At 68.8% G+C, this 22,112-nt stretch carries 26 protein-coding genes; 14 read left to right on the forward strand and 12 right to left on the reverse strand.

The window, feature by feature from the left end:
- The first annotated feature begins 135 nt into the window (after positions 1 to 135).
- Positions 136 to 480, forward strand: a complete 345-nt coding sequence (locus F1544_RS05175) for a hypothetical protein (protein WP_167582889.1) — start codon at positions 136 to 138, stop codon at positions 478 to 480.
- Between the two features lie 173 nt (positions 481 to 653).
- On the opposite strand, the gene F1544_RS05180 is transcribed toward F1544_RS05175, so the two are convergent.
- Positions 654 to 1,091, reverse strand: a complete 438-nt coding sequence (locus F1544_RS05180) for a hypothetical protein (protein ID WP_167582892.1) — start codon at positions 1,089 to 1,091, stop codon at positions 654 to 656.
- Positions 1,092 to 1,280: 189 nt separating this feature from the next.
- Between F1544_RS05180 and F1544_RS23370 the strand changes: the two genes are divergently transcribed.
- The 6 genes from F1544_RS23370 to F1544_RS05205 all read left to right on the forward strand — a co-directional run bounded on the left by F1544_RS23370 (position 1,281) and on the right by F1544_RS05205 (position 5,505).
- A complete protein-coding gene (locus F1544_RS23370; protein ID WP_208971324.1) occupies positions 1,281 to 1,433 on the forward strand; it encodes a hypothetical protein in 153 nt (50 codons plus the stop codon).
- A gap of 39 nt (positions 1,434 to 1,472) precedes the next feature.
- Positions 1,473 to 1,757 carry a hypothetical protein gene (locus F1544_RS23375; protein WP_208971325.1) on the forward strand — a complete coding sequence of 95 codons (285 nt, stop codon included), beginning with the start codon at positions 1,473 to 1,475 and terminating at the stop codon, positions 1,755 to 1,757.
- Positions 1,758 to 1,793: 36 nt separating this feature from the next.
- A complete protein-coding gene (locus tag F1544_RS05190) occupies positions 1,794 to 2,207 on the forward strand; it encodes a PadR family transcriptional regulator (RefSeq protein ID WP_167582895.1) in 414 nt (137 codons plus the stop codon).
- Positions 2,207 to 2,941, forward strand: coding sequence for a hypothetical protein (locus tag F1544_RS05195; RefSeq protein ID WP_167582898.1), 735 nt, complete (start codon positions 2,207 to 2,209; stop codon positions 2,939 to 2,941). The genes F1544_RS05190 and F1544_RS05195 overlap by 1 nt, the downstream gene beginning before the upstream one ends.
- 553 nt (positions 2,942 to 3,494) lie before the next feature.
- Complete coding sequence (locus tag F1544_RS05200) at positions 3,495 to 4,520, forward strand: intradiol ring-cleavage dioxygenase (protein WP_308469882.1); 1,026 nt, start codon at positions 3,495 to 3,497, stop codon at positions 4,518 to 4,520.
- A 352-nt stretch (positions 4,521 to 4,872) separates the two neighbouring features.
- Positions 4,873 to 5,505: a hypothetical protein gene (locus tag F1544_RS05205; protein WP_167582904.1), complete on the forward strand. Its 633-nt coding sequence runs from the start codon at positions 4,873 to 4,875 to the stop codon at positions 5,503 to 5,505.
- A 247-nt stretch (positions 5,506 to 5,752) separates the two neighbouring features.
- Here F1544_RS05205 and F1544_RS05210 read toward each other — a convergent pair whose 3' ends face one another.
- Positions 5,753 to 6,169, reverse strand: a complete 417-nt coding sequence (locus F1544_RS05210) for a VOC family protein (RefSeq protein WP_167582989.1) — start codon at positions 6,167 to 6,169, stop codon at positions 5,753 to 5,755.
- Between F1544_RS05210 and F1544_RS05215 the strand changes: the two genes are divergently transcribed.
- A complete protein-coding gene (locus tag F1544_RS05215; RefSeq protein ID WP_167582907.1) occupies positions 6,159 to 7,142 on the forward strand; it encodes a DUF6226 family protein in 984 nt (327 codons plus the stop codon). The genes F1544_RS05210 and F1544_RS05215 overlap by 11 nt on opposite strands.
- An 81-nt stretch (positions 7,143 to 7,223) precedes the next feature.
- Here the strand turns inward: F1544_RS05215 and F1544_RS05220 are convergent, their stop codons facing one another.
- Positions 7,224 to 7,478 carry a hypothetical protein gene (locus F1544_RS05220; protein ID WP_167582910.1) on the reverse strand — a complete coding sequence of 85 codons (255 nt, stop codon included), beginning with the start codon at positions 7,476 to 7,478 and terminating at the stop codon, positions 7,224 to 7,226.
- 389 nt (positions 7,479 to 7,867) lie between these two features.
- Positions 7,868 to 8,581, reverse strand: coding sequence for a ParA family protein (locus F1544_RS05225; protein WP_167582913.1), 714 nt, complete (start codon positions 8,579 to 8,581; stop codon positions 7,868 to 7,870).
- Between the two features lie 358 nt (positions 8,582 to 8,939).
- Here F1544_RS05225 and F1544_RS23380 point away from each other — a divergent pair, with 358 nt between their 5' ends.
- A complete protein-coding gene (locus tag F1544_RS23380) occupies positions 8,940 to 9,332 on the forward strand; it encodes a hypothetical protein (protein ID WP_208971327.1) in 393 nt (130 codons plus the stop codon).
- A 28-nt stretch (positions 9,333 to 9,360) separates the two neighbouring features.
- On the opposite strand, the gene F1544_RS05235 is transcribed toward F1544_RS23380, so the two are convergent.
- From F1544_RS05235 to F1544_RS05250, 4 genes are all read right to left on the reverse strand, one after another.
- Positions 9,361 to 11,634 (reverse strand): hypothetical protein, encoded by a 2,274-nt coding sequence (locus F1544_RS05235; protein ID WP_167582916.1) that lies wholly within the window; start codon positions 11,632 to 11,634, stop codon positions 9,361 to 9,363.
- 362 nt (positions 11,635 to 11,996) lie between these two features.
- Positions 11,997 to 12,242 (reverse strand): hypothetical protein, encoded by a 246-nt coding sequence (locus F1544_RS05240; RefSeq protein WP_167582919.1) that lies wholly within the window; start codon positions 12,240 to 12,242, stop codon positions 11,997 to 11,999.
- Positions 12,243 to 12,900: 658 nt separating this feature from the next.
- A complete protein-coding gene (locus F1544_RS05245) occupies positions 12,901 to 14,694 on the reverse strand; it encodes a relaxase/mobilization nuclease domain-containing protein (RefSeq protein WP_208971328.1) in 1,794 nt (597 codons plus the stop codon).
- Between the two features lie 26 nt (positions 14,695 to 14,720).
- Positions 14,721 to 15,086, reverse strand: a complete 366-nt coding sequence (locus F1544_RS05250; protein ID WP_244307953.1) for a MobC family plasmid mobilization relaxosome protein — start codon at positions 15,084 to 15,086, stop codon at positions 14,721 to 14,723.
- Between the two features lie 519 nt (positions 15,087 to 15,605).
- Between F1544_RS05250 and F1544_RS05255 the strand changes: the two genes are divergently transcribed.
- On the forward strand, positions 15,606 to 16,742 hold the full coding sequence (locus F1544_RS05255) for a DUF4192 family protein (RefSeq protein WP_167582928.1): 1,137 nt from the start codon (positions 15,606 to 15,608) through the stop codon (positions 16,740 to 16,742).
- A 677-nt stretch (positions 16,743 to 17,419) separates the two neighbouring features.
- On the opposite strand, the gene F1544_RS05260 is transcribed toward F1544_RS05255, so the two are convergent.
- Positions 17,420 to 17,944, reverse strand: a complete 525-nt coding sequence (locus F1544_RS05260) for a DUF7684 family protein (RefSeq protein ID WP_167582930.1) — start codon at positions 17,942 to 17,944, stop codon at positions 17,420 to 17,422.
- Between the two features lie 253 nt (positions 17,945 to 18,197).
- Here F1544_RS05260 and F1544_RS05265 point away from each other — a divergent pair, with 253 nt between their 5' ends.
- Positions 18,198 to 18,755 carry a hypothetical protein gene (locus F1544_RS05265; RefSeq protein ID WP_167582933.1) on the forward strand — a complete coding sequence of 186 codons (558 nt, stop codon included), beginning with the start codon at positions 18,198 to 18,200 and terminating at the stop codon, positions 18,753 to 18,755.
- Between the two features lie 210 nt (positions 18,756 to 18,965).
- Here F1544_RS05265 and F1544_RS05270 read toward each other — a convergent pair whose 3' ends face one another.
- A complete protein-coding gene (locus F1544_RS05270) occupies positions 18,966 to 19,427 on the reverse strand; it encodes a hypothetical protein (RefSeq protein WP_167582936.1) in 462 nt (153 codons plus the stop codon).
- Positions 19,428 to 19,576: 149 nt separating this feature from the next.
- Between F1544_RS05270 and F1544_RS05275 the strand changes: the two genes are divergently transcribed.
- The 3 genes from F1544_RS05275 to F1544_RS05285 all read left to right on the forward strand — a co-directional run bounded on the left by F1544_RS05275 (position 19,577) and on the right by F1544_RS05285 (position 20,987).
- Positions 19,577 to 20,098, forward strand: a complete 522-nt coding sequence (locus tag F1544_RS05275; protein ID WP_167582939.1) for a GNAT family N-acetyltransferase — start codon at positions 19,577 to 19,579, stop codon at positions 20,096 to 20,098.
- 284 nt (positions 20,099 to 20,382) lie between these two features.
- Positions 20,383 to 20,625: a pentapeptide repeat-containing protein gene (locus F1544_RS26830; protein WP_167582942.1), complete on the forward strand. Its 243-nt coding sequence runs from the start codon at positions 20,383 to 20,385 to the stop codon at positions 20,623 to 20,625.
- Positions 20,626 to 20,720: 95 nt separating this feature from the next.
- Positions 20,721 to 20,987 carry a hypothetical protein gene (locus F1544_RS05285; protein ID WP_208971330.1) on the forward strand — a complete coding sequence of 89 codons (267 nt, stop codon included), beginning with the start codon at positions 20,721 to 20,723 and terminating at the stop codon, positions 20,985 to 20,987.
- A 208-nt stretch (positions 20,988 to 21,195) separates the two neighbouring features.
- Here the strand turns inward: F1544_RS05285 and F1544_RS05290 are convergent, their stop codons facing one another.
- Both F1544_RS05290 and F1544_RS05295 read right to left on the reverse strand, forming a co-directional pair.
- Positions 21,196 to 21,651, reverse strand: a complete 456-nt coding sequence (locus F1544_RS05290; protein WP_167582945.1) for a hypothetical protein — start codon at positions 21,649 to 21,651, stop codon at positions 21,196 to 21,198.
- 230 nt (positions 21,652 to 21,881) lie between these two features.
- Positions 21,882 to 22,112, reverse strand: a 231-nt coding sequence (locus tag F1544_RS05295; protein WP_167582948.1) for an integrase core domain-containing protein, incomplete at its 5' end; no start/stop codon positions are given.

The following is a 22,112-nucleotide window of genomic DNA, read 5'->3' on the forward strand; positions in this document are numbered from 1 at the left end:
ACGCCTTCCGCACGGTCATCCCGCGCTCAGCGCGCGACCATGGTCGGGCAAGGACTCCACGGTCTTGTCGAGATGCGGATGATCACTTGGTGCCGCCTGAGCTGGTTGACCTGCCAAGCTCCTGCCCAGGAGGTGGTGATCGTGCTACTGGGTGCTGGTACATGGATCGTGGCAGTGCTGCTGGGTCTCACTGCCGCCTACCGACGCAGCCGCGATAACGAAGGGCGCTACCTGCCCTTCACCGTTCGCCGCTTCGACCGCTACACCGGGACGGTGGTGACGACCAAAACCTGGTGGGCGCTGTCACTGGCGGCGGTGGCGTTCACTGCCGCGGGCGCGTGGTTGGGCATGGGGCGTGTGGCCGGTGGCTACGGCGGTCTGCTGTCACTACTGGTGATCTGGGTACCCGACGTGCTGGGCACGGTGGCGCACAACCGTCGCCTCACCTCGTCGGTCGATGCCGACCTGAGGCAGCTGTAGGCGACGCGGACGCGCGGTCATCCCGCGGTGCAAGACGCACGGTCATGTCGCGACCCAGGCGGCCGGCGACCCAGCGGTCATGACGATGACCGAGCCGTCAGCAGCACGATCACTACGCCGTTCCGACCGCGGTCATTGGTTTACAGCCGCCTAGGACGCCGGCTTCCTCGAGGTCAGATGGCGGGCGGGGAGGTGGGACAACCAGACTGGGAGAAGTAGCTGACATCGGCCGGCTCGCCTTCCCCAACAGTGGCAGGCGCATTCGCAGACCCCACCACACCGACCAGGACGTCGTCGGCGAAGACCGACACCTCCCCCAGCGGGACCTGCGCACCAATGGTGCTGCCTACCGGTCCAGTCCCCGAGGCCACGACGTTGGAGCCCATCCGCAGCTCCACCCGCACCATGGCCCCCTTTGAATACGTCGACGACGGGCCGATGCAGGCCGCTACGTTCTGGACCTGCGGTGAGGTCGACCCACCGCAACCGGACACGACGGCGCCCACGACCAGGACGAGTCCCGCGCCGATGACTCGTCGAGAGGGGCTGACCTCTGTCCAAGTGATCACAGCGTCCAGCCAAGCAGCCGGGAAGCCCTCGCGCAGGTACATCCGGTTATCCCGCGCTCAGTGCTCAGTCGGCCCGCCATGTAGCGCCGCCAGCAAGAGGCCGCTTACCGCTGCAGGTCACACGCTGAGACCACTCTCCTATTGCGTCTCACAAATGGTCGGCTGTGGGACACGGGATGCCGCTGTGGGGAACCTCCAAGATGGCTAGCCGGCGTGCGCCACGCTGCAGGCATGTCCGAGGCCAGGCGACTGATCACGTCCATCGACATCGACGAGACGGCAGGACCTGAGCCCAACGACGATCGACGTCTGTCCGTCTCTGCGCTGCACGAGCTCGAGCTCACTGGTGGACGGCGACTGACGTTGCTCGACGACCGCGGCTGAGCCGCCAGTGGCCCCAGCGGCATCTGGTCCTACGAGTCGGTGGAGACGCTGATGCAGACCGCACGCACGGTGGTCGGGCCCGACGAGCCGCTCGAAGGGCGCTCCTATGAAGAGGGTGCGGCGCTGCACTGGGCCTACCTGGCGGGTATCGCCCAGGCGCAAGGGGTGCCTGTCGAGGCCGGCGAGCTGGCGTCGCTGCCGCACGACGTGGACATCAGCTCCCGGATCCGAGCACGGTTGACCGACGTCCGATCCCCGGATGATCTTGCGCTCATGTCGAAAAGCGCGCGATTCATCAACCGTCGAGCGAATCCCAAGAAGTAGGTTGCTTTCCAAGCTAGATAGGGACACCATCATCCGGTGGCCCCCGCCGACAGCCCACCGGAGCCCTGGCCTGCGCAGTGGCTGCGAGGAGTGCTTGACCTCGCCGTCCTCGCCGTCATCGCCCAGGGACAGACCTACGGCTACCGCATCGGCAACGACCTGCGAGACCTCGGTCTGGGCACCGTCAAGGGCGGCACCCTCTACCCCCTCCTGGCCCGCCTCGAGGAGACCGGCGCGGTGGCCACCACCTGGCGCGAAGGCAAATCCGGCCCCGGCCGCAAGTGGTACGAGATCACCCTCACCGGCCGCGATCGCCTGCTCCAGGAGGGGGCGCGCTGGCGCACCTTCGCCCGCCTCACCAGCGACCTGACCGACGGACCGGACACCGGGACGACCAGCGCAGCACCCGCACCCGCCAGCACGCGAACCCTCGACGCAGGAGCGCAGTGATGACCGAGCACACCCCCACCCCCGGCCTGCGTACGGACACCACCGAGGAAGTGGCCGAGCGCTACTGCGACGAGCTGCTGCTCGCGCTGCGCATGAAGGACGTTCCCGGAAACCGCATCGGTGAGGTCCTGGCCGAGGTCCGCGACCACCTCGCCAGCAGCGGCGAGGACCCCGTAGACGCTTTTGGAATGCCCCAGGACTACGCCGACGCCCTCACCGCGGGCCGCAGCGCAGCACGGTGGTCCGCACGGGCACTGGACACTGCAGGCAACGCCGCAGGAGTGGCGGGCCTGTTGTGGGCGGTCGCCGGCGTTACCGCACTGCTGACCCGGCAACCGGCCGTGTTGACCGAGTTCCAGATCGTGCTCCCGGTGGCCGTCGCGGTGGTCGCGCCGCTCTTGGTCGATGTCGTCGTTACCGCCCGTCGCGCCACCGTCCTCGGCTGGGGTCTGCTGGTGACGGTCGCCCTCGCCGCAGTGGCCGTCCTCTACGCCTGGATGGGACCGCTCATCAACGTCGCTGTCCCCGCCGCGGTGCTGCTCGTTCCCGGCCTGCTGGTAGCCGCCGCGTGGATCATCGCTACCGCCCGCACGGTCGACCCGGTAGTCGACCCCCTGCAAGACGCGGTGAGCACCACGCGCCGACGTCGCCGAGACGGCCTCCTGTTCACGGCCCTGCTGCTCCTGCTCGTCGTACCCGTCGTGGTCTCCGTCAGCCTGCAACGCCTGAGCTGACCCAGCAACGACTCGACAACTCGGCCTTTGGACTCGACTGCCCGGTCATCCCGCGATGAGGGACTGTCACTGACCTCAAAGTCGCCGCAAAGCGCGGGGTTCATAACCTCGCGGTTAGCCCGCTCAGTGCGTCGTGAAGATCATCTTGCGAGCTTTACGATGCTTTACGTCATCCAGGTAAAGCCGCACGCTCCGCGCGACTTCACGGACATCCAACTTCACGGTCATCCCGCGCTCAGTGCGCAGTTAGCCCGCCCTGTAGCGCCGCCAGCAAGACACCGCATACCGCTGCAGGTCGCACGCTGAGGCCACTCCCCTACCGCGTCTCATAACCGGTCATTACCGAGACGCCCAGCCAGTACTGCGCAGCATCATGAGCCTCGACGATCTCGGTAGGTCGTCAGCCGGATCGAGGGCAAGCGCGATCTTCAGTGAGTGGCTGCTGAGACCTCCCCGGGTCCGTCGTGCGGTTGCGCTTCTGTCTACTCGTCTACACAGGCAAGTCACAGTCCACTCATGTGAGGTGCCTGCCGAGTGCGCCGATGCTGTAGAGGTGACTGAAGCAAGGACCACCGGGACCCAGCGGCCGAAGCGCGCCTACCAGGGCCGTCCTCTGCCCCGCCGGAGCGAAGACGTCGACGACCAAGGCCTCGCCTTCGACATCACCACCATCCTCGACCGCCGCCGCGTGCTCGGGATGCTCGGCCTGGGCGCCGCCGGGCTTGGCCTGGCTGCCTGCGGTGATGGGGACACCACCTCCTCGACCTCGTCCAGCTCGACGACAGGCAGCAGCGCCCTCACCGAGATCCCCGACGAGACCGCCGGCCCCTATCCCGGCGACGGCTCCAACGGCGCCAACGTCCTGACCGTCTCCGGTGTCGTGCGCTCCGACATCCGCTCCAGCTTCGCCACCTCCACCACCACCGCCGAGGGCATCCCCATGACCCTCACCCTGAACATCACCGACATGGTCGAAGACGCCCCCATGGAAGGTGCTGCCGTCTACATCTGGCACTGCAACCGCGACGGGGAGTACTCCCTGTACTCCTCAGGCATCGAGAACGAGAACTACCTGCGCGGGGTCCAGGTCGCCGACACCAACGGCGACGTCACCTTCACCAGCGTCTTCCCCGCCTGCTACTCCGGACGCTGGCCGCACGTCCACTTCGAGGTCTACCCCGACGTCGCGTCCATCAGCGACGCCACCCAGGCGGTCTCCACCTCCCAGCTCGCGCTGCCCCAGGACGTCTGCGACACCGTCTACGCCACTACCGGCTACGAGCAGTCCGCTCCCAACCTCGCCGCGGTCACCCTCGCCAGCGACAACGTCTTCAGCGACGACTCCGCCTCCACCCAGCTGGCCACCGTCACCGGCGACACCACCACGGGTTACAACGTCTCCCTGAAGGTCGGCGTGGACACCTCCACCACCCCCACCGCAGGATCGGCTCCCTCCGGTGGCGGCGCACCTGGCGGATCCGGCGGCGCACCGGGTGGTCCCCCTCCCAGCGGTGCACCGGGTGGCACTCCGCCCACCGGCATGCCCACGATGCCCACGGACCGGCCTGCCTCGGCATAGCCACACATGCCCCCAGGGGCGCCAGCGGGGACACCAACGAACCCGGCAGACTCATCTGCAGCCTCAACCGTGTCTCGTGGAGCACCTGTCCACCGTCAACCGACGGTCACGCTGCGATCCAGGCGTGGAAGACCGGTGAGCGCACCAGGGGTGCGGCTCAGGGGGCGTACTCGAAGGGTGCCATCGAGCCCGAGGGCGCACGGTGATGGCGCTGACCTCGCGGCTTCAAACCGTCTCAAATGACTGCTCGACTACTCGACTACTCAGATCTACGGTCATGCGATGGTCGCACGATCGCTCACTTGGGAACTGGCGCCTGAGGAGCCAGCGTCGTTCTCGCTACGTTGCCTTCATGAGCGCAGCTGACTCGCCGACTGCCCTGCGAACCTTCGGTACGACCCAGAAGATCGTCAACGCCGAGGGACGACGCGGCTCCTTCGCGCCGGTCGTGGTCTCCCGCGAGGTGGCCTACTGCGTCGCCGTCCTGGACGGTCCTGCAGACCATGAACCGACTCCCTTGACCATCGAGGCCCTGGTCGACGGTGTCTGGACCCCACTGCAATGGCTCAGCACTGACGCCAGCCTCAGCGACCCCGAGGTGCAGGTCACCCGCTGGGACGCCCCGCACCAGGCACAAGCCTTCCGGCCCGCCACCGGCTGGCACAGCGGCGCGACGATCCCCACGCCCGTACCCGCCGCTGCTCGACCCCTGACCGGCGGTGACGTCGACGGCTTCTGGGAACCAGCGATCGCACGCGGTGATGTCCTGGCCTGCATTTTCGTGTCCTACGCATCCGAGCCGTGGAAGTCACCGCTGCCGCAGGCGCCGGCACTCGAGGGACGCTTCGGTGAGCAGTGGCAGCCGTTGTCTTTCATCGAGGGCGGGGCGGGCATCGCCGACGACGGTGTCCTCATCCAGCACGGGCGCTGGAGCATCGATGAAGATGTGAGCGACGTGCGCATCTCTGAGGCTGTCAGCGTCTGAGCTTGCGCCAGCGATGACCACGCCGTCTGCCCCCCAGCAGGCCTCCGGTGGCTCGGCCGATCTACCGGTTCTGCCGCTGGTCGCGCGGCAGACAGCGTCTGGCGACCGCCCAGTTGTCGCGGCGTGTGAGTGATCGCCAGGCAGGTCGATCACCGGCTGTGGCCGCCTGCCGATCCGGTGGCTGATGTGCGGTGATACTCGGGCGGTCACCACGATCCAGCAGTGGCCGCCCGAGCAGATCACCGGATCAGGACGGCGAGTTGATGCCGCCGGCCTCGGCGGCGGCGGCGACGTCCATCCAGGTGACCTCCCAGACGTGACCATCAGGGTCGCGGAAGCTGGTGCCGTACATGAAGCCGAAGTCCTGCGCAGGGCCGTACTCGGACCCGCCGTTGGCCAGCGCCTTGGCCTTGAGGGTGTCGCACTCATCGCGGCTGTCCGCCGACAACGCGATCATGAACGCTGTCGTCCCTGCGGGCGCAGGCTCCGAGTGCAGGAAGTCCTTCCACCGCTCTGGCTCGTGGACGAGGACGAAGATGTTCTCCTCGACGAGGATGCACGCCGTGGTGTCGCTCTCGAACTGAGGGTTCGGCGTGAAGCCGAGGGCGGAGTAGAAGGACTTCGACGTCTCCTTGTCCGCCACGGGCACGTTGATGAAGGCCATGCGCACGGTGAAGCTCCTCTTCGTCCTTAGGCCCCTTGCGGGCCGCCTGCCGCATAGACCCCTGACGGGTGCCGAAGTCATCGATGCAGTCCTTACCGCTCGAGCCGCGGTCTGGACGCGCGCTCTGACCGAGCTGGGTCTGGCCACGGTGGAGCCGCTGAAGCCCGCTGACGCCCCGGCGGCCTGGCTCAAGGGCCTGCCCTACGACGTCTCCCCCACCCGCGCGCACTGGCTGCGCCCGCAGCGCACCGGCGCCCAGCCGCTGCTGATCAGCTACCGCGGGTTCGACGGCTGCGAGGACAACATCGTCGCCGTCAGCACCGGGGAGCCGGCCGTCCTGCTGGCCAGCCTGCCCTTCTGCGGGTGCGACGCCTGCGACGACGGCTCCGATCCCCTGCTCGAGCAGCTCGACGCCGCGGTCGTCGACGTGGTCAACGGTCAGGTCGTCCACGTGGTGACCCCGCACGGCGAGGTCATCGGCCACGAGAGCGGCTGGGAGGCCGAGGGCTTCGCCAGCCCCGAGGACGCTGAGCAGGTCCTCGACGACGCCCGGGCGGACCGCTCGCCGCACCGCGTCGTGCGCGGGCGACCGTGTGGTGACGGGCGATCCGGGATCACGCCCACCGCGGTAAGTCCCGATGCGACGTCTGGTGGTCAACCCCCCGACCACCAGACGCGACACCGCGTTCCCCCCCATGAGCCCGTCCCACGACCGCAGATCCCCCCGGACCACAGTGCGAGTCCCCCGGACTCAGCCGTCACATCGACACCACCCACATGGCCGTTACAGCCGCCACTACTGTCTCCCTGCAGGAACTTGACCACACTACTAACGAGAATCACCCACCGTCACCCTGTCCTACCGCCTGTACCTAAGATCTTGAGCGCGTCCGCAAGAGTGACGTGGCAGCCCTGTGCGGCATTGCTCAGCAGGCCGGCAGAACGGTTCCGCTGGCGGCGCGCAGACACGTAGATTCCCGTTACTCAACCCGAGATGTGCTCGTGTGGACACATACATAAGGTGTTTAATAGACTCTTATGAAGAATTAACTCATTAGAGCCGTCGCCGTCCTGGCGTGCTGGCTGCCTGTGTGGCCCGCTCCTGCAGGTAGTCCCGGATCTCTTCCGGAGTCATCTGCTCGCGCAGGCGTCGCAGCGCTAAACGAAGGACTGAGCTCCGTCCGATATCGATTTTCGGTCGGTGTTGCATGCCGATGATGCGCAGGTCGTCGAGCCAGTCAATGTCGCTCTCGTCAAGGCTCACCGTCAGGGGCTTGACTTTGCCGACGGGCGTGTCGGCTGTGGTCACGACCGGGACAGCGTTGCTGGGGCCCACTCCCCCGACAGGTCGGGACTGACTGCTCGAGGCCGAGGTCGGCATGTCGCTGAGTGCGTCCAACGTGCGATCAATAGCCGCCGGGGTGACCACCTGTGGGGTGAGAAGGGGCGGTGCGATAGGCGCCGGGATCATGTGGTGCGGTGACGTAGCCGAGGACTCGGCCGCCGGCGTTGGCACAATGTCGCTACCCGTGCTGCGGTTCGCCTTGGGCGCTGCTGGGCTGGTGACCTCCTCGACCGGCTTCGCCGTGGAAGTGCCGTCGGCTCGCCGAGGGTGACGGGGGGGCGGCATGGCGCGCTTGGCGCGCTTGCTAGCGCTTCGCTGCTGCATCAGGGCCTCCAGCCCGTCAGGGGGAACGCTCACAGGTGGTCCTCTTTCAAGAAGCTGGCGAGCTGGTGCATAGCGTCGGCGAAGGCGACGTACGCCTTGGGTGTGGGGTTCTCAGAAGTCAGTGCGATGCGCTTCTTGCGCGTCTCGATGCCCCGTACGTAAGGAACAGGGCTCGCCACAGTCACGGGCGTACCTTCGATAATGGTGCGAATGCGGTTGATCTCGGGGGCCGGCGGCACGCGCGGAACCATGCTCGGGACCAAGACCAGTGGGAAGTCCGGCATCTCTCGGACCATGCTCTCGGTGGCGTTGAGGTCCTTCGTGCGCAAAGGCACGGGGACCACGACGCTACTGGCGGCGGCGATGGCGCCGTCGCCGGATGGTGAGCCTCCACCGTGAGTGTCGACCACCACGAAGTCGCGGCCCCACTCCCCCGCCCAGGTGTCGAGGATGTTAGCCATCGTGTCGGCGTCCGGTTGATTCAGCTGAAAGTCCGGATGGCAGGGCACCAAATCGGGCTTGCGGTGTCCCTTGAGCGGTCGTGGGACCGTGCCTCGCTCAATGGCATCCAGCAGTGGAGCTCGTGTACGCGCCTCATGCCGGTAACCCCAGATGCGAGTGGCCGATCCATCGTCGAACTCAAGGTCGACGAGCGGCGCGTCCAGCAAGTAGGCCAGCTCGTAGGCAATGGTCGTCTTGCCTACGCCTCCCTTGCGGGCGGCCACCGTGATGATCTTGGGCATGCGAGCATCCTAGCAACTAGGAACGTTGTTCACAACAACGTTCGACATTCAGGCGCAGCACGTATCTACCGTAGCAGTTATTCATAAGAAAGTGTCACCGGTCCCGCTCCTATTAGATATGTTGTTGTTAGTTCTTAATAATATTAATCAAACGGTATACTTTACCCTTATTTAGTTATTAGTTTAGACGTTATACATTAGCGGTCAAACCTTGCCGACATACCTCCCAATGGTTGTCGCTGAAGGCTCGCGCCCGCCGTCAAGACACACTGGACGCCGGGGGAGTGGAACTGAGGTGGGGTCAGCCAGTGACCCGGTCGGGCAAGGCTGGCGACGAGCAGAGCGAGGAGCGATGCGGGTGAGGCAGGCCAACGCGGTGCGGACATGGTTCGCCGAGCTCGACGACGTCGACCGAGGCCGCCTGCTGCGCCTGGACGAGGCTGATCTCCTGCCCGAGGACCTCGCGGTCGGGTTGAGCATGGCGGGGGTGACGGTCGTACCGATCGGCGTCTCACCCGTCGACGGCCGGCCCAAGGGCTGGTGGCCGCCGCCGGGGCTGGAGGACTTCCTCGCCGAGCTGCGCCACGAGGATCAGCCGCGGCGCCCGCGCGGGCGCCGCTGTCAGGGGTGCGGCGAGAGCGTCGAGAACGGCGACGAGTACGTCGAAGTCCCGCTCATCGCGGGTCTCACCTGCTTCGTGCACGTCGAGTGCGTCCCGCAGGACCCGGCACCACAGGACCCGGCGTTGTAGGTAGTGGCGTCGCGTGCCTCGTGCGACGTCACCGGGCCGTGCCCGCGACGAGCTCGCGGTCAGCGGGCTGGCCGCCGGTAACGGTGGTGAGCAGGTCCAGGAGCGAGTCCTGCACCTCTTCGGGCGGTCCCGTGAGGTCGATGACCAGGCCCGACGTCAGGTCGAAGCTGGCGGGCGGGGCCGGTGAGGGCGGTGTGCGACGCGGTTGGGGGAGGTTCCAGCGGGCCCGGTGCTCGCTCCAGGCGCCGACCAGGCTGGCTCGGGTGTCCTCGGGCAGGCGGTGAAAGGCCCAGGCGCGGGTGACACTGCGCCTGTCCCGTTCCTCACTGCTCAGCCCGTGCCACCAGGCGGTGTACCGGTCGCGCTCGACGAGCCCGACCCGGGCACGGCGCACCGCGAGCTGGTGCTTGCGCTGGGCCTGCTCGGTGGGGGAGAGGGCCGCGAACACCGCGGCCGCGGCCGCGGTCTGCACGCGACGAGCGCGGTCGTCCAGGCCGTTCCACCACGCCTTCTGCCGGGCGAGATCGACCTTGGCCTGGCGGGTGAGGACCTGCTGGCGCTGGGCTTCCCAACGGTGTCGTCGGGCGGTGGGGTCCACGGCGGCGCGGTACTCACGCCGTTCGCTCGCCACCGCCCGCCGGATCGTGTCCTGCCGGTCGCGACCGAGCTCCTCCAGCGCGACGTACTCGAGCCGCGCCACACCGGCGTCCTGAGGGGTCGCGTCGTCGCCAATGACGGAGACGGGCTCGGTGGCCTTCCACCGGCCGTAGGCGTCGACGACGACGAGCTGGTGAGTGGCAAGGGCCTGCAGGTGGGCACGCATCGTCCGCTCCTGCTCCCGGGTGAGAACCGTCTCCATCGCGGCCTCGGGCGCAGTCACGCCGACGAGGGACGGACGCAGCGACGTCGTGATGCCTGCGGCGTGGGCGAGGAGAGCTGGAGTAACCGGACCCACGTGGGCGCGGGCAGCTTCCAGCAGGTGGGCGCGCGGCAGACCGAGGCTTCGGCGTAGAAGCAGGGGGAGGGGGGAGGTCGGCTGGGGGGGTGTACCCCTAGATGGCTCAAAGTGCCCCACACCCCTGCCGACATCCTCCGGGCCGGACGTGGTCGTGGACGTGCTGAACCGCTGCGGCAGGCACCACGTGTCCGCGGTATCGGTGCTGCCGCGCTGGTGGGTGGCCACGACCTCCAGCAGCCCAGCGGCGATGAGAGCGTCCCGCGCGGCGGCGACGGTGTTGCGGGAGTCGATGGCCGCGTCCAGCAGGACATCTCGCTGGGGCAGCGCGACCGCGGTCGCCCCGCGGCGCCGCATCCGCTCCAGCACGTACCGGTACAGCTCCCGGCGGGTGTGACGCGACTGCGCCGGCCAGGACCGCCACACCGCCTCCAGCTCGCCGTCAGCACGCGCGAGGGCCCACGCCACCGCCTCGTCGACGACGGTGGCGCTGGTGCCGCGTGCGGCGGCCGCGGCACGGTGCACGCTCAGCCAGGCATCGGCGCTGCTGACGGCGTAGTTCCAGACGTGCCACCACCACCTGCGCCCGTTGGAGCGGGCCTTCACGAAGGCGCTGCGGTGAGCGACGGCGATGGCCTGCCACGCCTGCTCCTCGCTCCAGCCCGCCAGGACCATCGCGCGGGTGGCGTCGTACTCGATGGTGGAACGACTGTCCGGCTCACGATCTAGCCCCGCCTCGGCAGCCGCCGACCTCCCCGCACGCAGGTAGGCGGCCCACCCCTCAGGTAGGTCCTGGTGAGGGCGGGGGAGCGGACTCAACGGCTCCACCAGGCCGGCCGCGACCGGTGCGGGAGGAGGGGAGGACCGCCGCGACCTCACCGACGACGACGCCTGAGAGGCTCCGTCGCCGTCCCGGGCCTCGCGGAGGCGGGCAGAGAGCGCCTGCAGGGCGTCGCTCAGGCCCGCCAGCGCGGCCGCCATGACGTCCTCGTCCAGCAGAGGGGTGGGCTTGCAGCGGTGCGGGGCGCTCAACGGGCGCAGCTGCCGGCGGACATCGACGTGGTGACGGCCCAGGGGAGCTGAAGCCCGGCCAGTGACCGGGTCGGCCTTACGGCCCAGCTCCCGGCGCAGCCGCAGAACGAGGTCCTCGAGCTCGCCACGGTGCACACCGGGCACCAGCAGCAGGTGCGCTCGACCGTCCGCGCCGCCAGAGGGGCGCACCAGGCGCCACAGGCCACGGTCGGAGCAGAAGGCGACCAGGGTGTCCAGGATCTCGCCGGCGAAGGTGGGGGAGTCGATGTCGACACCGACCACCTCGCTGCGCAGGGTGCCGACCACGCTGGCCACCCGCCCCTGACCGACCAGGGCTAGCGCCTGACTCAACGTGGCCGGGCGCACCCCCTTCACCGGAGCATTGGCCGCGTCGATCGCCAGCCACGGCCCGGCGATGAACAGCTGGTCGTCCAGTGCACGACGCAGGGTGCGCGAACGAGAGGAATCGGCCCGGACCGGCGCGACACGTCGCGCATCGGGTAGTCGATCCTCGGAGTGCTGTCGTACGCTAGGCATGTGCCTCCCGCCAGGGGCATGAGAAAGGCAGGGCCCGCGAGAGCGGGACCTGTTCAGCGGATCGGGCTGGTTGGTAGCCGGGTGCCGATCCGCGAGACTTATGGAGAGCCCCCCGCCGCCAAGCGGGGGGCTCTCCGTCGTTACGCCGTCTTCAAGGGCATCTCCTGCTGCAAGGGAACGTCGGCGGGACGCAGGCCAACGAGCCTGCCGTCCTCGTCGTAGATGGCACGGCCCAGCAACTCGTCGGTGAGGATCGAGAAGCTGACGTTGCGGGCGTCACGGGCGCGCCGGAACTCCGCGAGGTTGCCCGGGTCGACCTGCGTCTTGGGGAACGGTGCTGCTGCTGCCCGCTTGGGTCGCACCGCGGCGCCCTTGACTCGTGCCATGCGCACGATCCAATCGATCTTTGACGGCAAAGCGGGGGAGGCGGGGCGGCGTGTCGCCGTTCGTACATCTCTGGCCAGCGCCTAACAGCCGGTGTTTGCTCACAGCTGCACGAGTCGTCATTGCCCTCTGGACCACGGCGTCCAGCGGAAAGGGCGTGTGGACCTTGGCGGCGTGGACGTCTTCAGGTGACGGCCTTGCCGCCCGTGCTTGACTTCCGTGTCGACGCCTTGGCCGGCTCAGTTACACCAAGAGTGGGCCTACGCACCGGCGGTGTGGGTACTGGGATGGGGTCATAGCTGGTGCGCACCCCGGTCCTGTGCACGTGCGGCCTTGGTGATCGTTCCCGCCTACGATCACGCGGAGATGTGGGCGAGGGCGGCATGGGCGACGTCGTGGGGGAGTGGCGCCGTGTGACGGCTAGCTGTGGTCCACGTTGGTCAGCTCCGCGTGTCCAGCACGCTGCCATCAGCCAGCCGTGAGGCCCGCTCATCGGCGTCGCGCTCATCTGCGCCTTGCTTCCGACGGAGCGGCTCCCAGCGTGTGCGCAGCGCCACTCCCACGAGCTGGGCGGTGGTGGTCAGCTGGACACGGACCTGCGCCCCTACTTCAACCGCCCTCTTGCTCCATCGACCTTGGCGTCGCCCGACGCTTCTCCTCCTAGCGTTCCTGGCCGCGGTCCGCGGCCGGGTCGGTGTGGTGCTTGGCGCGCTCGTCGGCCAGCTTCGACGGGAGGGGCGAGCCAGGACGTGGTGCCTGCGGGAAGGCCGCGTTCATGCGCTCCAACATCTCCTGCACCTCCGCACTCACCTGCGCTCCAGCTGCAGGCTCGGGCTGGGCGTAGGACGCGGGCCGCTCCAACGTCGCGGTCGCCGCCACGGGCCCACTGGCCGCCTCGGAGGCTCCGCGTCCAGGCCGCGGTGTCGGGTGCTGCGTGGCGCTGTGGGCGGCGCGCACGCGCATCAACTGAGCCCGGGTCTCACCGGCCAGCAGCCGCGCCTGGCGATGCTGCTCGCTGACCACCGCGTGGTCGTAGACGGCCTGGGTCAGGCGCAGCACGGAGCTGATCAGCGCGGCCTGCCCGATGGGTCCCTGACCGCCCCGGCTGGCGCTGGCCGCGAGCATCGCCAAGCCGGTGATGGCGTGGGTTCCGAGACGAGCCGGGGGAGTGGTGCGCCGGTAGGTCTGCGCAGAACGTGACAGCGCCTCGGCCGCCGCGGCCAGGTCACCGGGCACGGCCTCGGTGGCCGTGGACCACGCCGCCAACGCCCCCGCGGTCTGGCGCGCGACGGTCGCCCAGGTGTCGCGGTCGTCGACGGGAACCTGGCGCAGGCGGTCGACGAGCTCGCGCAGCTTGGCGTCCTGCTCAGCCCACTCCTGACCGGTGACCTCGCGGGTCTCACGACCCGCTGCCACGACGCGGCGACCACGCTTGGCTGCAGTCCATTCCGCGGCCGCGGCGCTGGCCCCGGTGGGGGTGTCCTCCCACTCGCTGCGCAGTCGCGGCAGGGTCAGGTCGCGGCCCAGATGACCGCCGCCGTACCAGATCGGGCGCTCACCGTGTTCGGGCCTGGCGGCCACGGAGTAGCCGGTCACGACGTCGGTGGTGCCCTCCGCGAAGCGGGCCCGCACCAGCAGCCCGGAGCGACGCATCCGGCGCACGAACTCGCCCTCGTCAGCCGCCGCGGTCGCTGCCGCGCGCACCCGCAACGCCAGCGCCTCACGAGGCTGACCGGCGCGCAGCTGCTCGGCGATCCGCTGCTGACGCTGCGCACCACTGAGCTGCTCCCACGCCAAGACCGGCGCCCCCACCGGCAGCCCCTCAGGAAGACCGGGGACGGTGGTCTCGGTCGCACGCGTTGCGCGCAGACGTTCGTGCTTGGACTGCGCCCGAGCGCGTGCCTGCGCCTCACGCTCGGCGGGCTTGAAGCCTCGCGTCGAACGCTGCGCGGTGACCGACTCCAGTCGCTGCAGCCCGTACTTCACTTCCAATGCCCGCGAGGCGGCCTGGGCGGTCTTGAAGTCGTTGTGCACCGACGCTTTCGTGCCGTCCTCACGGACCAGGTTCACCGCCAGGTGGACGTGGTCGTTGCCGTTGCCGGAGACCCCGTGACGCACCGCCGCCCAGCGGCATGCAGCCTTCGTTCCCTGGTTGTCGTCGAAGCCCATCGCGGTGACGAAGTCGCCGGCGATCTCCTGCCAGCGCTCGTCGCTGAGCATCCCTTCCTCAGCGCTCAAAGACAGCGAGCAGTGCCACACATGACCACCGGGAATCTCGACACCGAAGGCCTTGCTGGGCCGGTCCAGGTGACGGGCGATGGCCAACGCGGAGTCGCGGTCCAGCTCGTTGTCGCCGTACCAAGCCAGCAGTGCCTGGTCACCCGCGACCAGGTGCGGCTCGGTGTGCTCGTTGGTCCGCCCGGGCCCGGCCAGGTACACCAGCAGACCAGCCATCCGGTCCCCGCGGACCACGTTCGGCATCACCGCCGCGACACCCCACCAGCTGGTGCCGCAGTAGCTGGTGCCGGCGTGGCCGGGACGCCGCTGAGTACGTCCACCGTCGCGTCGATCCGCTCCGCGGTACGGCGCACCGCGCGAAGCGTCGCCGCCAGGTCCTCGCCCACCTCGCCGGTGGCGTTGGTGGCCCGCGCGATCTGGTTAACGTTGTTCGAGATCGCCGCCAGCAGCCGGTGCACCGCGAACAACTCAGCCAGCGCGTTGCGCCGCTCCGTGGGCGTCTCCGAGGCCTGCGCCGACAACGCCGACTCCACCAGCAGACGAGGGATCGTCACCCGCTGCGCCAACGCCAACCGCGCCAGCGTCCCCTCCTCCTCCGGCGTCACCATCACCTTGTGGTGGTGCTGACGCCCACCCGCCGCGTTCGCCCGCCGCCGGCGCGCGAACAACCGACCAGCCGGGCCAGAAGCCGACCCGACCTCCGACTCAGCAGGAGGGGCAGCGAGGGAGGCAGACGTGGGGGTGGATGCAGACGCAGACACCGACGTCTCCGGCGTGGTCCCAACCTCCACAGACTCACCCATGTCGTGCCTCCTCTCCGGCCCAGCGCAGCGACCCCGCCCGCGGGGATCACACGACCAGTGTGCCCCCTCTCCGGCCGCAGGTCGAGAGGGACAAGCCATTTAGGGAACCTAAATGTATAGCTTGCTCCGCCCGTCAAAGTTGGCCCTCCGGGTAGCGCCGCGGACAAGGTGCCGCGCTCTGACTGCGGGTTAGACCCCAGCGGAAGCTGCAAGGAGGTCCACTTCGTGGAGTTGTGACGGCTGCGGCTTCTACGGCGCGGCAGCCGCGCGCGTCGGACCTGGCGCACGGGCGGCGGTGCTTCGTGAGCCCCCCCGGAGCGCCCCGTGGAACGGCTGAACGGCGACACCTTCGTTGCCGATCTACCCGGTCAGATCGGCTACCAGCCGGCGCCTGGCGCGGTCGTCGTCAGCGCCTTCAGCGCCTCCAACCGCTTCCAGTTCAACGCCGTCGTCGACCTCCCCGAAGGCGGCGACCGTACGGCCCTGCTCCAGGACATCGCCGCTCAGCTGCGGCGTCCCCAGCGTGAGTACGAGACCGCGATGATCGTGCTCACCGGCTACGGCCCAGCCGGCGACCTCAACGCCGCGCAGCTGCGCACCGCGCTGGCCGACGGGCCCACCCACGTGTTCTACCTGGCGCACGTCAAAGGCACCCGTGTCCGCACCCTCGCCCACGACGACATGACGTGGTCGAACTCGCGGCCACTGCCCGACACCGCGGCGCGCACCGTCCTGCGCGAGCGCGCCGCTCCCGCGGCCAACCGTGCAGAGTTCAGCGCCCACTACGCACCCCTGACCACGGCCACCTTCACCGCACTGCGGCCCGACCAGGCCGACGCCATCGGCGTGCACGCCAAGCCGTCGCTGCGCGCCGACGTGGCCGCTCGCTACCTCAACCAGCTCGCGCAAGCACGCGGCAGCGACCCCGCCAAGCAAGCCGTCATCGCCCACCTAGTCACCATCGACCTGACCACCCGCGACGCAGTCCTCATCGCCGCCTCAGGCGACAGCGCACGGGTCACCGCCTTGGTCGACGTCTACCGCGGTGCACCCCCCGAGCTGCGACCGGCGTGCGCCAGCGCCGCGGCGGCCGCCATGTTCATGGACGGCGCCCCTCTCAGCGCCGTCAGCTCCGTCCTCACCCACGCCGACCGCACCGGGCCGAACGCGTCACTGACCGGCCTGGTCGAAGCCGCCGCGCACGCCGGCCTCAACGGCCACCAACTGCGCGCAGCAGTCGCCGCCGACTTCACCGACACGCTGCGCGTCGCCGACGAACGCTGGACCATCGCCGACATCGCGCGGACCTCCGCAGCCGCCTTCCCCAGCACGACCTCCCACTCCACCCAGTCACGCTCGAGCGCAGACGCGGCCAGCGAGCACACCCGCCAGACCGGGCCGTCGCCACGCCCCACAACCCCCACCGCCAGCCCTACCGGCAGGCCCCCGCTCGAGCGTTGAGAGCCGGCTCCTCACGCGACGCGGCCCGCGCGCGAGGAGGGCAACGCACGGGCCATCTACCTCAGGACGCCGCGCGCAGGGCACTGACGCCCCACTACCAAGAGGCGCTGCCGCCGCCGAGGCAGCGCGGTGTGCATGAGAGCCCCCTGACCACCTGTGGACGGCACGAGCTCCCACCGCTTCGCGGCTCGTGCCGCCCACAGACATCTGATCGGTCTGAGGCGCAACTTGTGGTCCACCGGGCGCCAGCGCGCACCGCGGCATTGGCGCGCGTTGCGCGCGACCAGCGGCATGAGCGCGCGTTTGAGCAGCTAGACAAGACCGCGCAGCGCTAACTCTGCCTCGACGAGTTCACGGTTCCTGCGCCACAAGCGACGTCCCTTTGTAGACCGGCCCATCCCGGGCGCGTCCGCGCGGGCCTCCGCCTGCTGCGCCTCACCGCGGCACTGGCGCAGGGCCTCGTCGGACAGAGCCTGCATCTCTTGGGCCGTCCAGTCGACATGGGGTCTCTTGGTCACAGCAACCGAGTCTGCCCCCATCTCCTGCTCACGGACATCGGCATGTCCACGAGGTCGACGACGTCCTGGTCAGCGGCATTAGGGCATGGTCAGCGGGACCAGCAGGTTGACTGCGAGAGTGCTCACGCGGCGCGCCGCCGCGACCGGGGCCGTGACCCCTCAGGACAGATCGGCGACGGCGACCAGGATCTCACTGGTCACCTCGGGCATCGCCACCGTGACGAGGACGCGTAGCCCGCTGTCGTGCTGCTCACCCGCAGGCACGGCGCAGGTCCAGAAGAACTCGACCGCTTCGCTCAGCGGTTCATCGTCGTGCCAAGTCGTCATGACGAGGTCGCAAGCAGGAGCAGGCTGGCCAACCGCAGCCGCACGGTCCTCACCCTCGATGACGAAACCGACGATGTCCGCGTCGACGATATCGTGGACGCGTTCACAGTCCGGGCCCCAGGAGCTGAACCAGTGCATCCCGGCAAGCAACGAAGCCCTGGACAGAGCGCTGATGTCCTCGACGGATTCCAACCGGGCGTCGCAGACGAGGAGGAGCCCGAAGTCGCCGCGACCCGTGGTGAGCTCGAGCAGGGCCGCAGTCGCCGCTGCCAGGCTGTCCACCTCGACCAGCACCAGTTCGGCGTCGACGCCGGCCGTGGTCGTGCCGGTGAGCAGCTGCAGCTCTGGGTCATGCATGAGACCAGTCTCGCCCGCCGCGCCCGTCCCGGCGTGGCTCTTCCGACCATCCGGACATCGGCATGCGGCGACGTCGCTGGCCGCCTTCGCGCGACCAGCGGCATGACCGTGCGGTCAGTGCCCCAGCATTAGGCGCCTCCTGGTGTCGCTGGCCACGTGGCCCTAGCGTCGCCGCATGGTTGATGTAAGGACCGCGACGCAGCACTTGGTCTTGGGCGGGGGTACGCACCCGCTGCCCGCCGACACCCTGAGCATGGAGTTGCTCGACGGCCTAGATGGCGGAGTCGTGCACGCCGATTACGGCGATCCTGGCCACGTCTTCCGCGTCACCATCACGCAGGTTCCTCGTGTCCGCGCCGACTTCAACGCCGTCACGATCGGCCGCGTCGACGTCGCCGGAATCGGCGAGGTGCAGGTGGTCCTAGTGCAGTTGATGCTGGCCAACCACGTCAGCGTCGTGCTGCACGGGCGAAGGGCCGCTGCTGGTCCGGGCGGACCGCAGCGGCCAGACGCCGACCTGGCGCAAGCCGCGGGGGCGCCTGTGCGTGACGGGGACCCTGCCATGAGCGTCGAGCAGTGGGTGGAACAGCGGATCGTGGAACGGCTACAAGGGCTTCGAGTGCTGGTCGGTGACGACGTCGGCACCTCCTACGGCTCGCGCAGCGGTGAAGGCGGCGCGGAGGGGACGACGACCTCGATCGAGCGCTACCTGCCGTTGCCACCGTCTGGGGTCACGCGTCTGTCGATCGCTATCTTCGATGATCGCGCTGTTGTCGGCTCCCACGAGGTGGTGCTGCCATCGCCGCGGTGAGGCGCGCGACCAGGCATCCCCGCACCAGGCCGCCATCCATCTGAGCCGGCTGGACCTCGACGGGACTGGACGTCGCCGGCACCGCGACCGCCCCCGGATCGCGGCATGAGCGCGCCTTCGCGTGACCAGCGGCATGAGCGCGCTGGCGCTAGGGGTGATCGTTCGTTGGTGGCGGTGCTGGCAGGCACCCGCGGCTGCCACCGGCGCCAGTCAACGCTCCGACGAATCCGAGTCCTCGTCAAAGGAGAGGTTGATCTGCGTTGGCCCTTCTCCTTCGCTGGGCTGTGAAGGGTCGCGCAGAGGGTCGTTGGGGTCGGGGTTCCACTCCTGCTGCCGGAGTAGGGCTAGCTCTTCGTCGTCGGAGGAGGTGTAGATGGTGCCGCTGGTGGGGATGGGCTCCTGGGGACCCTCGAAGTCGCGCAACGGGTCCTCAGGGCTGTCGACACGGGCAAGGTCCGCCTGCTTCAGACGCCAGATGTCGGCCTCGTCGCTGTCGTCGTCGTCTGCGTACGACGGGGTAGGAGTGTCAGACACAGAGGTCACCTGCTTCGTGGGGATGAGTGTGGTGTGCGTCGGTGCTGTCGGGGTGAGTAGCTGCCAGGCGCCGACGGCAACAGCGCAGGTGACGGCCAGACCGGTGAAGGCCAGTGTGGTCATGGACTTGCGGGTCACGTGGCCTCTTCTCTTGATCATCGACTTGTCGACTGTACGTCGAACCGTGCGGGCGTCGCCTTGAAGTCACACAGTCAGCGGCATGAGCGCGCCTTCGCTCGACCAGGAGCATGACCGCGAAGTCGGGCGTCCTGTCTTAGCGTCGAGCAATGACCTGGAGCTACCCGTCGGAGCTGATCGTGGAGGCACCGGTGCGCCTACGTCTGCGGTACTCGGCTCGTGGGGATGCCAAGATCATCGCCGCGTGGCTGAGCCGGGAGGAGGTCTACCAGTGGTGGGGCGGTGCGCCGGTCCCGTTGGAGGAGGTGCTGGCGAAGTACATCGGCGACCGTTTGCCGGAGGTGGCCGTCTACGTCATCGAGAAGGCGGGACGACCGGTGGGACTCATCCAGGCGTGGCAGGACGACGGGTGCGGCCTGGACATGTTCATCGCCGCTGGCGAACAGGGCCGCGGGGTGGGTCCGGCGGCTGCGCGGGTCCTGGCTGAGGACCTCACCGCCCGGGGCTGGCAGGAGGTGATGGTCGACCCGGCGGTGGACAACGTTCGTGCGGTGCGTGCCTGGGAGCGGGCCGGCTTTGCGCCGACCGGCGAACGCGGCGTTGACGAGGACCATGAGACCCAGTTGATGGTGTTCGTTTCCAGGGTCGACACCGCGCGGTCGTCGACATGACTGGGGGGGTCGCCAGCCGCTGGCCACCGCGCGACCAGCGGCATGAGCGCGCATCTTGGGCCGAGGTCGAGCGTCAGGCAGACTGCAATGGTGAGCACGGATGAGGTCATCCCTGGTGGACGCCAGAACCTGGCGGCCGCCACCTACGGGCAGCAGCTAAGCCGCATCTCCTTCGCCGGTGCTGACTTGACGTCGTCATCCGGTCCCCGGCACCTGCGCTTCGATCGCTGCTCCTTCGCCGGTGCGGACCTGCGCCAGGCCACGCTGGAGCAGGTGTCTTCAAGATGTGCGATCTGCGCGACGCGGACCTTCGCTCGGCATCGCTTCGCGGTTCATCGTTCGCGGCCTGCGACCTGCGGGGAGCCGATCTGCGTGGTGCGGACCTGTTCGGCGTCTCGTTCGGTGCCGTGAACACCGGGGACGACACCGGGCGCACTCTCCTAACCGGTGCCCGTCTGGACCCTGGAGCGTTGGACACCGTTTCGGTGGCGGCGGGGACCGTATTGCCCGAGTCATCAGCGCTGTGAGCGCTGTGAGCGCGTGTTGCGCGCGACCAGCGGCATGAGCGCGCGTTCCGCGCGACCAGCGGCATGAGCGCGCCTTCTGGCGGCATGATCAGCGGGTGGCTGAGTACTGGACATCACGACACTTCTCGCTGAGCAACCCTCGCGACGATGGCAGCAGTGACCTGCCACGGCTGCTGCGCCGCTTGGCCGACCGCGTCGAAGGCATTGGGATCGCGCCGACAGAACTACTGGACGTGACCATCTCGCAAGACACGACTGAAGACGGACCATGGTGGACAACCACGGTCTACTGGTCACCCGACGACGACGACGCCGGCGAGGACCTGGACGGGATGGAGGAGCCGCGCCGCCAACGTGACTAGGACGCACCTTGCCCAAGGAGTCCTCAGGCCGCTCGCTCACCAGTACGCGCGCGACCAGCGGCGTGAGCGCGCCGTCGGCGAACGGCTTCTTGGTGTATCCCGGCTGCGGCCTGGTGCCCTACGAACAGCGGGAGCTGCCCTTCGATGAGCGTGACCTGCCGGCGGCCGGTCTGCCGAGCGACCATGACGGGCAACCGCATGAGTGCGCTCAGCCGTCGGCGAGCAGGTCCCGCGCCGCTTGGAGGATGGCGGCGTCGTAGGCGGCACGGTGTTCGGGGTATTCCGCCCACTCGCTGGCCAGCCCGACGAAGCGCATCAGGGCGTCCGTTTGGTTGAGATCGAGGGAGGCGTCCAGCCAGATGCGCCGGGCAGCCTCGTAGGGCGTCATGGTCCCCTCCACGGCGGCGTGGGCCCAGGCGCGGGACATCTCCCAGAGAGCGTCCTCCTCGGTCAACGTTGGGGCACCCAGCTCGTCGAGGGCAGCGGTGAAGGCGTCTCGGACATCAAGAGCATCGCCGCCGTCCATGCCTGCGACCTCCGCCAGCAAGGGGGAGTCGTACCCGTTGATCAGTGCCTCCGTGGCCCAGGCGGGCATCTGCTCCGGTGTCAGCAGGCGCAGCAGAGCACGGGCTCGAGCACGGCGAAGGTCTTCCACGTCGTCCATGATGCCGTCTTGAAACATCCGAAGGTCAACGAGACCGCGAGGTGCCTGGCCGCTCGTCATGCACGCGTTTCGCGCCATGAGCGCGCGTCCCGCGCGGCCAGCGGCATGAGCGCGCGCTCATCGACATGACCGTGACGTCCGTGACCGTGATGTCAGGGCGGCACGGCGAGCCGCTGACGGCTCGTGGGGCGCTGCTCGGCTCTGGCTACGCCCCTAGGTGTACCTGGCCATCACGTTGGTGACAGGCGGCTGACCGGCGGGAGGCCACCGAGTGCGCTGTGACGGCGTTGAGTGTTGTAGTGCTCGATCCACGGGGCAAGGGCTGCGGCCCGTTCGGCGTTGCTGGTGAAGACCTGCCGGTAGGCCCACTCGGTGGCCAGGGTCCGGTTCAACCGCTCCACCTTGCCGTTCTGCCAGGGGCAGTGCGGGCGGATGAACTTCTGCCGGGCACCCAGTGCTGC

It is taken from the genome of Kineococcus rubinsiae, assembly GCF_011839805.1.
In the GTDB taxonomy this organism is placed as follows: Bacteria; Actinomycetota; Actinomycetes; order Actinomycetales; family Kineococcaceae; genus Kineococcus; species Kineococcus rubinsiae.

What these genes read in the sequence shown, in the direction of transcription:
- F1544_RS05245 (WP_208971328.1), bottom strand. Translation starts at nt 14,694, where the DNA reads ATGGCTGGTCTGCTGGTGTACCTGGCCGGGCCCGGGCGGACCAACGAG.
- F1544_RS23370 (WP_208971324.1), top strand. Translation starts at nt 1,281, where the DNA reads ATGTCCGAGGCCAGGCGACTGATCACGTCCATCGACATCGACGAGACG.
- F1544_RS05225 (WP_167582913.1), bottom strand. Translation starts at nt 8,581, where the DNA reads ATGCCCAAGATCATCACGGTGGCCGCCCGCAAGGGAGGCGTAGGCAAG.
- F1544_RS05205 (WP_167582904.1), top strand. Translation starts at nt 4,873, where the DNA reads ATGAGCGCAGCTGACTCGCCGACTGCCCTGCGAACCTTCGGTACGACC.
- F1544_RS05215 (WP_167582907.1), top strand. Translation starts at nt 6,159, where the DNA reads ATGAAGGCCATGCGCACGGTGAAGCTCCTCTTCGTCCTTAGGCCCCTT.
- F1544_RS05210 (WP_167582989.1), bottom strand. Translation starts at nt 6,169, where the DNA reads ATGGCCTTCATCAACGTGCCCGTGGCGGACAAGGAGACGTCGAAGTCC.
- F1544_RS05260 (WP_167582930.1), bottom strand. Translation starts at nt 17,944, where the DNA reads ATGCATGACCCAGAGCTGCAGCTGCTCACCGGCACGACCACGGCCGGC.
- F1544_RS05265 (WP_167582933.1), top strand. Translation starts at nt 18,198, where the DNA reads ATGGAGTTGCTCGACGGCCTAGATGGCGGAGTCGTGCACGCCGATTAC.
- F1544_RS05195 (WP_167582898.1), top strand. Translation starts at nt 2,207, where the DNA reads ATGACCGAGCACACCCCCACCCCCGGCCTGCGTACGGACACCACCGAG.
- F1544_RS05240 (WP_167582919.1), bottom strand. Translation starts at nt 12,242, where the DNA reads ATGGCACGAGTCAAGGGCGCCGCGGTGCGACCCAAGCGGGCAGCAGCA.
- F1544_RS05180 (WP_167582892.1), bottom strand. Translation starts at nt 1,091, where the DNA reads ATGTACCTGCGCGAGGGCTTCCCGGCTGCTTGGCTGGACGCTGTGATC.
- F1544_RS26830 (WP_167582942.1), top strand. Translation starts at nt 20,383, where the DNA reads ATGTGCGATCTGCGCGACGCGGACCTTCGCTCGGCATCGCTTCGCGGT.
- F1544_RS05290 (WP_167582945.1), bottom strand. Translation starts at nt 21,651, where the DNA reads ATGGACGACGTGGAAGACCTTCGCCGTGCTCGAGCCCGTGCTCTGCTG.
- F1544_RS05250 (WP_244307953.1), bottom strand. Translation starts at nt 15,086, where the DNA reads ATGGTGACGCCGGAGGAGGAGGGGACGCTGGCGCGGTTGGCGTTGGCG.
- F1544_RS05275 (WP_167582939.1), top strand. Translation starts at nt 19,577, where the DNA reads ATGACCTGGAGCTACCCGTCGGAGCTGATCGTGGAGGCACCGGTGCGC.